This is a genomic window from Rhodococcus sp. EPR-134 (assembly GCF_001647205.1).
Lineage (GTDB): Bacteria > Actinomycetota > Actinomycetes > Mycobacteriales > Mycobacteriaceae > Rhodococcus_F > Rhodococcus_F qingshengii.
The window spans coordinates 1-13332 of sequence record NZ_LVCT01000152.1; the positions used below are offsets into that span (position 1 = coordinate 1).

Annotated in this window: 10 protein-coding genes and 1 pseudogene; 9 read left to right on the top strand and 2 right to left on the bottom strand. The window is 60.4% G+C overall.

Going from position 1 to position 13332, the window contains the following annotated elements; all coding sequences use genetic code 11:
* From A2J01_RS36310 to A2J01_RS06750, 3 genes are all read left to right on the top strand, one after another.
* Positions 1-207 (top strand): alpha/beta fold hydrolase (locus tag A2J01_RS36310; RefSeq protein ID WP_197494168.1); only part of this gene is annotated, 207 nt, incomplete at its 5' end.
* Between the two features lie 32 nt (positions 208-239).
* A complete protein-coding gene (locus tag A2J01_RS06745) occupies positions 240-1493 on the top strand; it encodes a DUF1116 domain-containing protein (RefSeq protein ID WP_197494169.1) in 1254 nt (417 codons plus the stop codon).
* Positions 1490-2866, top strand: coding sequence for an amidase (locus A2J01_RS06750; RefSeq protein WP_064112367.1), 1377 nt, complete (start codon positions 1490-1492; stop codon positions 2864-2866). Before A2J01_RS06745 ends, A2J01_RS06750 begins: the two co-directional genes overlap by 4 nt.
* Positions 2867-2896: 30 nt before the next feature.
* On the opposite strand, the gene A2J01_RS06755 is transcribed toward A2J01_RS06750, so the two are convergent.
* Positions 2897-4189 carry an MFS transporter gene (locus tag A2J01_RS06755; RefSeq protein ID WP_064112368.1) on the bottom strand — a complete coding sequence of 431 codons (1293 nt, stop codon included), beginning with the start codon at positions 4187-4189 and terminating at the stop codon, positions 2897-2899.
* 69 nt (positions 4190-4258) lie between these two features.
* Here A2J01_RS06755 and A2J01_RS06760 point away from each other — a divergent pair, with 69 nt between their 5' ends.
* Positions 4259-5272 (top strand): AraC family transcriptional regulator, encoded by a 1014-nt coding sequence (locus A2J01_RS06760; protein ID WP_064112369.1) that lies wholly within the window; start codon positions 4259-4261, stop codon positions 5270-5272.
* A 54-nt stretch (positions 5273-5326) separates the two neighbouring features.
* On the opposite strand, the gene A2J01_RS06765 is transcribed toward A2J01_RS06760, so the two are convergent.
* Positions 5327-6502 carry a PucR family transcriptional regulator gene (locus A2J01_RS06765; RefSeq protein ID WP_197494170.1) on the bottom strand — a complete coding sequence of 392 codons (1176 nt, stop codon included), beginning with the start codon at positions 6500-6502 and terminating at the stop codon, positions 5327-5329.
* Between the two features lie 150 nt (positions 6503-6652).
* Here A2J01_RS06765 and A2J01_RS06770 point away from each other — a divergent pair, with 150 nt between their 5' ends.
* The 5 genes and pseudogenes from A2J01_RS06770 to A2J01_RS06790 all read left to right on the top strand — a co-directional run.
* A complete protein-coding gene (locus A2J01_RS06770) occupies positions 6653-7981 on the top strand; it encodes an MFS transporter (protein WP_064112371.1) in 1329 nt (442 codons plus the stop codon).
* Between the two features lie 88 nt (positions 7982-8069).
* Positions 8070-9719 carry an amidohydrolase gene (locus tag A2J01_RS06775; protein ID WP_064112372.1) on the top strand — a complete coding sequence of 550 codons (1650 nt, stop codon included), beginning with the start codon at positions 8070-8072 and terminating at the stop codon, positions 9717-9719.
* A gap of 42 nt (positions 9720-9761) precedes the next feature.
* The gene (locus tag A2J01_RS06780; protein ID WP_064112374.1) at positions 9762-10523 is read left to right on the top strand and encodes a maleylpyruvate isomerase family mycothiol-dependent enzyme; all 762 of its coding nucleotides are present in this window, start codon (positions 9762-9764) and stop codon (positions 10521-10523) included.
* 125 nt (positions 10524-10648) lie between these two features.
* Positions 10649-11934, top strand: a pseudogene (gabT, locus tag A2J01_RS06785) (4-aminobutyrate--2-oxoglutarate transaminase).
* Positions 11931-13332 (top strand): NAD-dependent succinate-semialdehyde dehydrogenase (locus tag A2J01_RS06790; RefSeq protein ID WP_064112373.1); only part of this gene is annotated, 1402 nt, incomplete at its 3' end. The pseudogene gabT and the gene A2J01_RS06790, both read left to right, overlap by 4 nt.

Consider the following 13332-nt stretch of genomic DNA (forward strand, 5'->3'; position numbering starts at 1 on the left):
GACGAAGTGACGCAGCCGGTTCTGTGGCTCCACGGCACGGCAGACCAGGTTTATTCAGTGGCCAACGCCGAGGACGAAATCAAACTGTTCACCCGTGCGGCAGAAGTGCGCCTCGAGACGATCCCGAACGGGCATCACTTCCTGAGTGCGTCCAAACCCGCTGAAGTCAATGCTGCTGTGATCGATTTCCTTGGTCGGTGGGCATGACCGACACACAGCTCGAGCAAAAGGAAGAAGCTATGCAAGACATATTGTCGGACAGGCGAATTCATGCAAATGCGGTCGCAGTGAATGCGATGCTGCAAGCAGACCCCGTCTTGATCGACGTCACCCCGGCACTCGATGCGCTCCCCGGCATGACCCGCCACACCATCCTCACCTCGGGGGCCCCGTTGCCCTGGCCTGCATACGAAGGAGGCCAGCGCCGAGCAATACTGGGAGCAGCACTCTTCGAGGGGCTCGCGAACTCGGTGGAAGAGGCCGACGCTCTCCTGCATGCCGGAGACATCCTCGTCCGGCCGTGCCATGACTACGGGAGCGTAGGCTCGCTGACCGGGGTGACGACGGCGTCGATGCCTGTCCTCGTTGTCGAAGATTCGATGTCGGGTTCACGCGGACACTGCGTTCTCTACGAGGGAAGTGCCCGCGAACGCCTCACCTACGGGGTATGGAACGAGGCCGTACACCAACAATTGACCTGGATCAAGGACGTGCTCGGCCCAGCTCTCTCAGCGGCACTACGGCGCACTGGCGGTCTACACACCAGTCCGATCATTCGGCGTGCCCTCGGTATGGGCGATGACTTGCACAGCCGTAATACAGCGGCAACAGCGGTGTTCTTCGAACAGATCTACGAGTCTGTTCTCGAGGCCAACGGCTTCACTGCAGCAACCCGCGACGTTCTGAACTTCCTCAGTCGGAACGACCTGTTCTTTCTCCATGTCGCCATGGCGACGGGTAAGAGCATCGCGACAACCGCCAGCAATACACCGCACAGCAGCATCGTCACCGCTATGGCGTTGAGCGGGAAGGAGTTCGCGATTCGTACAGCTGGCACCGGCCAGCGATGGTTTCGCGCGCCGATTCCCACGTTGCAGGCGAAATATTTCGACGGGATCACCGCTGAGGATACTGCGTACATGGGCGGGGAGAGCCTGATCACCGAGACGGTGGGACTCGGCGGCCTCTCGGCGGCGGCTGCTTTTTCGCTTCAGGATTACAGCGGCGGATCGGCTCAGAACATGGTCGAAACGACGGAGGCAATGTACGGCATTACTCACACTGAGCACCCCCGGTGGAAGATTCCGTATCTAGGGTTTCGTGGCGTTCCGTTCGGAATCGACGCGGCACGTGTGGTTTCCACCGCGATCACTCCACATATCCACATGGGTGCCGCCCTGCGTGAGGGCGGACACGCGGGCGCCGGTCTGCTCATCGCCCCGATCGAACCCTTCCGCGAGGCCATCGCGGCGCTCACCGTGTCGGCGGCATGACGGAGAATCCCCCTTCGGCCGTCCACGTATCCGCGACTGGCGGCTACTTCAGCCGAAGAACCATCACGGACCTGGCTGCGGACCTTCGGGCACGTCGGGTCACGTCAGCGGACTTGATCGGGATTGCCATCGAGGAGGCCGAGAGCTCGCAATCGACAATCAACGCGTTCGTCACCATCGACGTGGCCGGAGCTCGTGCGGCCGCAGCCGCCGCCGATCGAGAATTGGCCGCAGGTGCTGACCGGGGTCCGCTGCACGGGGTGCCGATAGCGGTGAAGGACATGATCGATGTACGAGGTCTGCCGACGACCGCCAGTTCGCGTCATTTCGTGAATCGGATCGCCGCTCGCGATGCAGATTGCGTCGAGCGGCTCAGACGAGCAGGTGCGATAGTGATCGGGAAGACGACGACGCATGAATTCGCGAACGGTCCGACGGGGGATCGTGCTGCTACTGGACCCACTCGTAACCCACATGCATTAGGGCACATGTCCGGAGGGTCTAGTAGCGGTTCGGCGGCCGCCGTCGCTGCCGGCATCGTTCCAGTCGCACTCGGCACCGATACCGGTGGTTCCGTGCGAATCCCCGCAGCATGCTGCGGCGTCGTCGGTGTTCGCCCCACACAAGGGGCGATCAGCACGCACGGAGTACTTCCTCTGGCCAGTTCGATGGACACTGTGGGCGTTCTGGCTCGCTGTGCGGCTGATGCACACGTCGTACTGCCGGCGTTGATCGACGATTTCTCACCACCGGCCGAGTGCACTTCCGTCGCCGGTGTGCGCGTTCGCTGGATATCGCCGAGATCAATTCATGCCACTCAACCATCGATTGCCCGTTCTGCCCGCGATCTGGTCGCACCATTTCTCGCCGACGAAATAGATATCCACGGCGCGGAGGCACTTCGCTTCTCCTATCGTGTCATCCAAGGGTGTGAAGCTCACGCGGTCCACGCCGAAAGGCTCAGTCTCGCAACCGATCTCTACGACCCAGAGGTGCGTGAGCGTCTCGAGATGGGCGGCACGTACACCGATTCGCAGTTCTTGCAGGCGATCGCGATTCGTGAACAGTTCCGTGCAGGTGTTGCTCAGCTACTCAGTGCGGTCGATTTCATTGCGCTGCCTACGATTCCCTTTTCGGCACCGCCGCTGTTCAGCCGTCGGGTGAGTGTCGAGGATCAGCCGGTCGACGTTCCAAGTGGTCTGCTCTCACTCACCGCGCCGTGGAGTCTCATCGGACTGCCCGCAGTGTCCATTCCAGCAGCCGACGTCGACGGTCTACCTGTCGGTGTACAGCTCGTCGGACGCCCACACACCGAGGCTGGTCTTCTGTCGTTCGCGGCGAAGCTCGAGGCGCGGAAGCTGTTCGAGAGTTGAGCGGGCCAGATCACGCTGCTCGCGCACCGATCAGCTGACCTCGCTGATTCGTAGTCCCAGTCTGCCGCAGCATGCAGGTAACCGGTGTCGCGCAAGGTGATCGGGGTTCTTCACGGACAATGTGATGAACAATGCTGACGCAATCAGCACGACTCCGAAAACCGAAAACACCGCCATGGCACCCCCGGCTCCGAACATCGCACCGCCTGCTGCGGCACCGGCAGCGATTCCGGACTGGACACCGACCACCACGATCCCGCCTGCACTTTCCGCCTTGTCGGGCATGGTCCTGGTCGCCCACGTCGACCACGCCACCGAAACTCCGCCGAATGCCAAGCCCCACAACACCACCAAGGCTGCGCTTACGCTCTGAGTTGCAGGCACCAGTGCCAGACCTAGAGCAGCTGTCCCGATCAGTAAGGGCATCAGCGCCAATGTCAGACGCAGGCTGAGTTGGAGGAGCCATCCGGCGACAAGTGTGCCTGCCAAGTTCGCCACTCCGAAGGCGAACAATAGAACAGTCAAGGTGGAGGCGCCGACATCGACCATGGTTTCGAGCGCCGGCCGAATGTAGGTGAACAGTGCATAGTGCCCGATATGGACGAGCAACATGCCGACGATGCCGATCCCGAAGCGTGGATGTACCAACACCGACCACAAAGTTCTCAACCGTGCCTCGTGCCGCGGTGCCATCGGGGGCAACGCGAACAGTTGGAAGGCAAGCGTCACGACCCCGAGGGCGGCGGTGACCCAAAAGGCACTGCGCCAACCGGACAGTTCACCGAGGTAACTACCGAGCGGCACGGCCACGATGGTTGCTACGGCGATACCGCTGAAAATGATTGATACAGCGCGAGGTACCGACGATTCGGGTACCAGGCGCATCGCCGTGGCAGCCGCCATGCTCCAGAAACCACCTAACGCAATGCCGAGCAGGATCCGCATCGCCAACAGCACCACCATGTTCGGGGCCAGGGCCACGAGCGAGTTCGACGCGATCATCAGCACAGTGAAGCTGAGCAGAACAATCCGCCGGTCCATCCGTCGTGTCAGGCTTGCCGTCAGTAGTCCAGAGAGGATTGCTGCTCCAGCCGTGACGGTGACTGCTTGGCCCACCAGTGCTTCCGGCACGCCCAAATCATCGGCAATCGGAGTCAACAGACTGGCCGGAAGATACTCGGCCGTAAGCAGTCCGAATACGCCCAGAGCCAGTGACATCACCGCCATCCACTTCGGTGTTACCGGCAGCGGTGGCGGGTCGACAACTGCGGCTGCTCGGACGGGTCGGGTATCGGGCGCGGTGCTGCATACATCACTGGACAACGGTTGTACTTCTCCTGGATCGCATGAAAGGCTTTGAGTCAACACTAGATACGACTTTCAGGATGATCTATGACTGAGGATCCGGCCGTTTTGATCAAGAGTCCGGCCGAGTCGGCTGCCGGGACGTTCGCCTCGTCCTCCGACCTCATCAGCGAACTGTTGACGAGTATGCGGTTGCGTGGAGTGCAGTACCGTCGCGTCCATGCCGGTCCGCGATTCGGCATCGGCTTCGATGCGAAACCGGGCCGTGCCTATTTCCACTTTCTCGCAGTCGGTCACGCGTTTCTGCGTGCCGAGAACGGCACCGTCCATGAACTGTCAGCGGGCAACGCTGTGTTCATCCCGCACGGTCGAGCCCATCAGTGGCTGTCCGGGCCGGGCGTAGTGGTTCAGGGCATCGACAGCTACGACTCCGAACCCCTCGGCGATGCGGTGGGGGACGTGAACGTCGGCCTCTCCGCCGACCTGTCTCCCAGCGCCGTATTGTTCACCGGTTACATGGAATTCGATCTCGGCGGGATGCAAGGCCTGAGTCGTATCATGCCCGAGATCATGATCGCCGACGCCCAGGGGGAGCGATATCCCGGACTTTTACCGATCCTTGCTGCGATGAGGCGTGAGACCTGTTCGGCGCGTGTCGGTTTTGCTGGTGTTTCAGCGCGTCTCGCCGAAGTCGTGGCTGCGATGATCGTGCGAGGGTGGGTTGAATGTGGCTGCGACAATGCCTCTGGACTGGTGGCGGCGCTGCGCGATCCGCGACTGGCGGGAGCCATCTTGGCTGTCCACCGGGATCCCGGACATCATTGGACGGTAGCGGAATTGGCATCGCAGTGCCATGTTTCCCGATCGGTGTTCGCGGAGCGCTTCCATGCGATGATCGGCGTACCGCCTCTGCGGTACGCGACGGAACTGAGAATGCTTCTTGCCAGCCAGTGGCTGGCCCAGGACACGATGTCGGTGGAAGCCATGGCTCGAAATCTTGGTTACACCTCTCAAGCTGCGTTCAGCCGCGCTTTCAAACGCGTTACCGGGCAACCTCCCAGCGCACGTAGAACGACCTCGCCCATACAGTTCGTTGCGTGACGCTTCCGACGGCGATCGCCCCGAGAAGGTAAAGGGGAAGGCGTTCGAGTGCTTCTAGGCCCAACCCACGACGAGTCTCGCCGATTGTTCAGGAATCGTGGGGTCCAAACCGGTGAGTTTCGCAAATCGATGAAGACGATTGGAAACGGTGTTGCGGTGACAGAACAGCTCGTTGGCCGATTCCCCGATACTGCCTGTTTTCATATAGCTGCGCACGCATTCTTCGAGACGGACCCGCTCCGCGTCTCCGCAGGTCACCAAAGCATCGTCGACATCGGTGAGTAGCCCGCTACCTGATTCCTGTAGGCCAAGTTTGGCCAGTCTCGCCCACCCCCGGTCCCAGGTGAGAGCCGCGTGGTCTTCGCTGGTGATTGTTCGTGTGAGAGCTCGCGCGGTATTGGCCGCCGCGCGAAGGGCTGACAGACCGGTGTCGGCGTTGACAATTCCGACTCGAAGCTTGAGGAGGTTCCGGCCGACATCGGTGACTTGCGGTCCGTAGAGGTCGAATCTGCGCGTGAAGGCAATCAGGACGTCGCCGAGGTAGTGGGTGTACACCGTTCGTCCGGAGCGCTCGGTTTCGGAGATGAACACTCGTAGCGCCGGGATGTCGTCACCGGCAGCTCCGATGACCAGAAGGGGGGCGCGTTGTGGGATTCGGAGTTCGGCTGCAATGGCATCCAGTTGATCTGTGTCTGTGGATCGGGGATCCTGGAACAGGTTTGCGATGCGTCCTTGCAGCGCAGACGATTCCTCTCTCAGCATGCGTTCTCGTTCGGCCATGTAGGCCCCTTGGGTCTGTGCGGCGTACTCGTCGACGGTGCGAAGCACGATCCACGTGTGTCGGACCAACAGTTCGGCATCCCTCGCTGACGACGCGGAGGTGAGGGCCTCCCACAGCACGTTGTAGTCCAATCGGATCGCGGTCATCAATGAGGTGATGGGGATCCCTGCCCGTGCACGAGAGATGCCGACATCGTTTGCGACGGGGACGAAATCGGGCAGACCTCCCGCGCGCAGACCTTGGAGCATGGCGGAGAAGGCCATCCGGCCTGTGCGTTCGATCTCGGACGTCGGTAGCGGCGACGAGTCGTAGCCCGCGATCGAGGCGACACGTTTGACGAAGGTGTCGGTCAGTTCGGCGACGTCGAGGCTGTCGAGCAGCTCTTGCCATCTTCCTGAGTCGCGGGCGTCCGGCTCGTTGCCCGGTCGTGAAGGGGCGAAATGGTTCACCAAGTCAGAATAGGGCATATGCACAAATTCGCAGCGCTAATCGGCGGGGAATGCCTAGGGACAGTGAGCGAATAACCTGAAATGCTTGCGGCAGGCCGAAATCCCCTGGGGACAGAAGCAGACCGAATCCCTCATCCCTGATGGAGAGTTATGACGTACACACAATCGACGTCGATCGAGTTCGGAGCCGTTCATGAGCTCGACAAGAAGAGCGCAAACAAGGTCGCACTCGGCGCTCTGGTCGGTTCCGTGCTCGAGTACTACGACTTCTTCCTGTTCAGTGCCGCGGCCGCTCTCGTGTTCAATGTTCAGTACTTCACCAGCGGCAACGCAACCTTGGCCGCACTTGCCTCGTTCGCCACTTTCGGAGTAGGGGTAGCGGCCCGACCGATCGGCGGCATTGTCTTCGGTGCAATGGGCGATCGGATCGGCCGCCGAAAGACGCTGATGATCACCATCGTCGGTATCGGCATCATTACCGCGTTGATCGGCATACTGCCCACCTACGCAGCGATCGGCATCGCAGCGCCGGTGCTGCTCGTGCTGCTGAGAATCGTGCAGGGCCTCTTCGTAGGAGGGGAATGGTCAGGTGCCTTGACCCTGGTGGTGGAGAACGCGCCACTGCATATGCGGGCGCGATACGCAGTGATTCCCCTCATCGGATCTCCGATCGGAACAATTCTGTCTTCTGGTGGATTTTTTCTGGTCACCATTGCAATTTCGCAGCAGAACTTCGAATCCTGGGGTTGGCGCATTCCCTTCCTTCTCTCGTTACCGTTACTTCTTGTCGCGGTTTACATTCGGCGCAAACTCGAAGAATCCCCTGTCTTCCGTCAGCTCGAGGAAGCTGGGGAGTTGGCGACCAATCCCGTGAGCACAGCCTTCAAACACAGCTGGCGTCAGATTTTGATCGGAATGGCGGCTTCACTTCTCGGAATGGGCGGGTTCTACCTCGTCACGACATTCTGTGTGTGGTACGGAGTGAACGTACTCGGATACAGCCGATCGTTGATGCTGCTCGGAACTATCGTCGCGGCCGTAGTCGAGATCTTCGTGATCTTGTTGAGCGGGCGGTTGGGCGCGCGATTCGGTTCGAGTCGAGTGATCTTTTGGGGCGGGATCGCCTCTGCCGTAGTCGCTTTGCCGGCCTTTCTGCTACTGACTTCGGGCGTTCCCGTGCTCATCGTTCTGTCGATGACGTTGGCAGTGGCGACGTTGTCGTTTCCCTACGCAGGTACAGGAGCTGTTCTGACCGGACTCTTTCCGGCGCGAACTCGATTCACAGGTGTTGCCGTCGCGAACAACACCGCCGCGATGATTGCAGGATTCGTTCCACTTCTGGTTACCAGCCTCGTGGCTGCAGCTCATGATCACTGGTGGCCAGCTGCGTTGGTTCTCGCGCTGATTTCGTTGATCACCGCATCGGCAGGAGCGATCGCGCCGAAATTCAGCGTGGACCTCCCCGGCTTCAAGCACTGAGAAACGTAGCGCGGCTGGTGTTCGAAACATCGCACCTCGTACCGCTGGATCAGACGCGGCTCGATTACTGGACAAGGACATTTCTCTTATGCAACTCGACCTCATTGTGCGGGCGCGCGAAATCATCACCATGGATCCTCATCGGCCGATCGCGTCGGTTGTCGGGGTAATCGGTGACCGGATCGTCGGGTTCGACGACGAGGTCGCCGGTATCGAGGCGATACGAACCCTGGACTTCGCAGACGCCTGTGTGACGCCCGGTCTGATCGACGCTCATTGTCACACCGTCTGGTGGGGACTTGGATTGGCGTCGATAGACCTCAGCCGCGCCGCCACTCTCGAAGATCTCTACAGGCTGATCGAGGCCGAAGTAGAGCGTATCGGTGATGACGCCGATGCCTGGGTCCACGGCACAGGTTTCAACCAGGGGCACTATGGCGGCGAATTCCCTGCTATCGATCGGCTCGACGCCGTGACGGGAGACCGCCCACTGTACTTACGGCACACCTCTGGTCACGCTGCGATTGCGAACACCGCTACGTTGCGTCTCATCGGTGCGCTTGACGACGGGTTCGAAGTTCCCGTCGGAGGTGTCGTCGTGCGGGATGACGAGGGCCGCCCTACCGGTGTCGTTGAAGAGTCGGCGCAAGGTTTGGTGCAGGCGTTGCTCTTGCCCTACTCCACCGAGCGGCTCGCCGAGGCAATCGACGAAGCAACCAAACGCTTTGCTGCACAGGGGATAACAAGCTTCACAGAAGCTGGTGTCGGTGGCGGTTGGATCGGCCACAGCTCCATCGAAATCGCGGCCTATCAATTGGCCGCAGATCGCAATCATCTGCACGCCCGTGCACAGTTGATGCCGGCAATCGACGCCCTTCATCCCCTTGCTGCGAACGCCTCGGACTTCTGCGGCGAGGGCACAGGAGTTGGCTTGGACCTCGGGATTCGTTACGGCTTCGGCGATTCCCACCTTCAGTTGGGGCACGTCAAGGTTTTCCTCGACGGCTCTTTGCTCGGGGCGACCGCCGCTGTGACAGAGGACTTCTGCGGCCACGAACACAACCGGGGCTACCTCCTCGACACGCCGGAACTGTATCGAGAGCGTGCACTCGCGGCATATCGAACGGGGTGGCCGCTTGCGCTGCATGCAATCGGAGACGCAGCAATAGACCTGGCCCTGGACCTGATCGAGGAGGCACAGAAGAGCTACGGCCGCCACACAGCTCCGTGCCGTATCGAACATTTCGGCATCGCTCGACCGGATCAAGTGCGGCGTGCCGGCGATCTTGCTATTGCTGTGACCCCCCAGGCAGGTTTCATCGGGCCGCTCGGCGATCAGATTGTCGATCTTGTCGGGACCGACCGTGAACCGTGGCTCTACCGTGGGCGATCAGTCATCGATGCGGGAGCAATACTCGCAGGCTCATCAGACCTTCCTGTCGCCGACAACAATCTTCGTAGAGGTATGCAGTCGGCCGTCGATCGTCGTACCGACACCGGATTCGTCCTGGGCTCGAACGAGGCGATCACACCGGAGGAAGCCCTTCGAACGCACACGGAATGGGCTGCGCGCGCGACCGGTCAGATCGACGACAAAGGCACCCTCGAACGGGGAAAACTTGCGGACTTCGCCGTGTTCTCGTCGTCGCCGCTCACCGCGCCAAACATATCGGAGATCGACGTCTTCGCAACAATACTCGGAGGAAACCTAACCCATGATGCCCGACCGACTCGCTGAAGAATTACTCGCAATCTTGTGAAGGAGAATGCCGTGAACGTGATGCGAGAGCCGGCTGACGAACTCGCCGTCGATCTCGGCTACGTGAAAGCCGGACAAACGCACTTCGACCGGACGTTGCGTGAACTCGGTGACAACGAACTACGTGGACCCTCGTTGCTTCCAGGATGGACTCGCGCGCACGTGATCGCGCACGTCGGTTTCAACGCCCGCGCCCTCGGCCGCCTGGTGGATTGGGCGACGACAGGCATCGAGAAACCGATGTACGAGTCTGCCCATGCGCGGAGCCGGGAAATCGACAGTGCAGCACCACTGTCAAATGTCGAACTCCGTGAACTCTGCGACAGGGAGGCGAGAGCGCTCGAAATCGCCTGGAGCGCAGTCCCCGACAATCGCTGGTCTACCGAGGTGAGCAACGCTCAAGGTGTGCGGATACCGGTCGTCGATACAGTGTGGATGCGATCTCGCGAATTGTGGTTACACGCAATCGATCTCAACTATTCGGCGAGTGCAGCGGACATACCGCCAGCGGTGCAGCGACGAATAATTCACAATGTCCTGGATACGTGGGCCACCCGAGACGACTATCGCGTGCACATGACAGTTGCGGACACCGGTGAAGAGTTCGAACCGGCTTCGAGTCACATCACCACCGCCGATTCGACCACGGCACGCACGGCGGTGTCCGGGTCGCTTCCGAATCTGCTGATGTGGGTGACCGGCCGCAGAAACATCGCAGTGTCCGCGGTCGACACGTCGGGCCGCGAGATCGGCACAGCCCCGACAGCTCCGCGCTGGCTCTGACGCTCACTATCGACAACACGAAAATGAGGAACGAATTGTCAGTCTCGTCAGTAACGGGCGGCCCGCTGGTGTCGCAACATAGAGAACTCGTAACCGCAATTCCAGGACCGCAATCGCAGGTGCTTATGCGTCGAAAAGAGGCGGCCGTTGCGGCCGGTGTAGGGCACGTTGTACCCATATCGATCGTCGCAGCCGGAGGCGGGATCTTGATCGATGCCGACGGCAATTCTCTGATCGATCTCGGTTCGGGCATTGCCGTCACCGGCGTCGGCAATTCAGCTCCAGCCGTTGTCGAAGCCATAACTCGCCAAGCGAAACTGTTCACTCACACCTGCTTCACCGTCACCCCATACGACGGCTACGTTGCGGTCGCCGAGAAGCTCAACTCGATCACCCCCGGTGACCACGAGAAGCGCACAGCACTGTTCAACACCGGTTCCGAAGCCGTCGAGAACGCGATCAAGATCGCACGCTCCTTCACCAACAAACATGCGGTTGTGGTCTTCGATCACGCGTTCCACGGCAGAACCAACCTCACCTTGGGCATGACTGCGAAGAACACCCCTTACAAAAACGGCTTCGGTCCGTTCACACCCGAGCTCTACCGTGTTCCAACTCGTACCCATATCGCGATGGGCTGAGCGGGGTGGAGGCGGCAGAAATTGCGCTCCTGCAAATCGAAAGACAGGTCGGCGCTTCCAATCTCGCAGCAATCGTCATCGAGCCCATCCAGGGCGAGGGTGGATTCATCGAACCCGCGACCGGTTTTCTGCCTGCTCTAGCCGAATGGGCAACTGCCAACGGCGTCGTGTTCATCCTCGACGAAGTCCAAACCGGGTTCGCCCGTACCGGTGATCTCTTCGCTGCGAACCACGAGCGAGTCGTACCTGATCTCATCGCAACAGGAAAAGGTATCGCGGGTGGATTGCCACTGGCCGCGGTCACTGGCCGCGCAGAGATCATGGACTCGCCACAATCCGGCGCTCTCGGGGGCACCTACGCCGGAAACCCAATCTCCTGCGCCGCGGCGCTCGCCACAATCGAAACGTACGAAAAGAACGACCTGGTTGTTCGTGCACGTGAAATCGCGGCGATCATCGATGAGGTCTTCACCGAACTGGGCGCCTCGGACGACCGTATTGGTGACATCCGCGGCCGCGGCGCGATGAAGGCCATCGAAGTAGTACACCCCGACAGCACAGATCCGAACCCGGCGCTGACCGCTTCCGTCGCAAAATTCGCCGCGGATCATGGCGTAGTGGTTCTTACGTGCGGCACCTACGGAAACGTCATCCGATTTCTCCCTCCGCTCGCGATTTCGGACGAACTGCTACGCGAAGGTCTACGCGTCGTGGCCGACGGATTCCGTGCGCACGCCCCGACCTCAGCCACAAAGGAAAGCCAGTCATGACATTGAAGCCACATGAACAGGACCTACTCAACCGTGTCGAGACCGGTATCGGCGTCGGCGGAACATGGGCGACGTCGAGTTCGGGTGCGACCTTCACCGTCGAAGACCCCGCAACCGGGCTTGTGATCAAGACGATTGCCGACGCCACGGTCGACGACGCCATTCGCGCCCTCGATTCAGCCGTTGCAGCACAACAAGAGTGGGCCGAAACACCTAGCCGCCTACGTTCGGACATCCTCCGCAGAGCATTCGACTTGCTGATGGATCGCAAAGAAGAGTTTGCTCTGCTCATCGCCCTGGAAATGGGGAAGCCGATCGCCGAAGCGCGCGGTGAGGTTGTTTACGGTGGAGAGTTCCTTCGGTGGTACTCCGAGGAAGCCGTACGCGTCAGCGGAGACTATCGCCGAAACCCCGAAGGGACAGGCAACATCACAGTGTCGCACCTCCCTGTGGGGCCCTGCTACTTCATCACACCGTGGAACTTCCCACTCGCGATGGCAACCCGCAAGATTGCTCCGGCACTCGCCGCCGGTTGCACCACCATCATCAAGCCGGCGGAACTCACTCCGCTGACCACGATCTACCTGGTGCAGCTGCTGGAAGAGGCAGGACTTCCGCCGGGTGTGGTGAACGTAGTACCCACGTCGAATCCCAGCGCTCAGTCCAGTGCCCTGCTATCGGATCCACGCCTTCGCAAGCTGAGCTTCACAGGCTCGACGGCGGTTGGCGTCAAACTCCTCGAAGCTGCTGCGCAGAACGTATTGCGTACTTCGATGGAGCTCGGCGGCAACGCACCCTTCGTGGTTTTCGAGGATGCAGATATCGACCGAGCGGTTGATGGCGTGATGCTCGCGAAATTCCGCAACATCGGTCAGGCATGTACCGCCGCAAACCGCATATTGGTACACGATTCCGTGGCCGACGAATTCGTTCGTCGAGTAAGTGAAAGGGTTGCTGCGTTGAAAATTGGTCGTGGGGCCGACGAAGGTTACGACATCGGTGCACTGGTCGACAAGAAAGCCATTGCGAAGACAGAAGGTCTCGTCGCTGACGCGGTGGACACCGGCGCGGAGATTGTCACCGGCGGTCAGGCTATCGTCGGCCCGGGCAACTTCTTTCAACCGACTGTGATCGACAAGATCGGGCCTGAAGCTCGGATGGTGAACGAGGAGATCTTCGGACCAGTGCTGGCTATAACTCGCTTTTCGTCCGAGGACGAGGCCGTGCACATTGCCAACAACACCGAGTACGGGTTGGTCAGCTATGTCTACACAGAGAACGTCGGCCGAAGCCAGCGAATGATAGAAAAACTTCAAACCGGGATGATGGGCCTCAACACCGGTCTCGTCTCGAATGCAGCAGCGCCTTTCGGCGGCATCAAGCATTCGGGGATCGGAA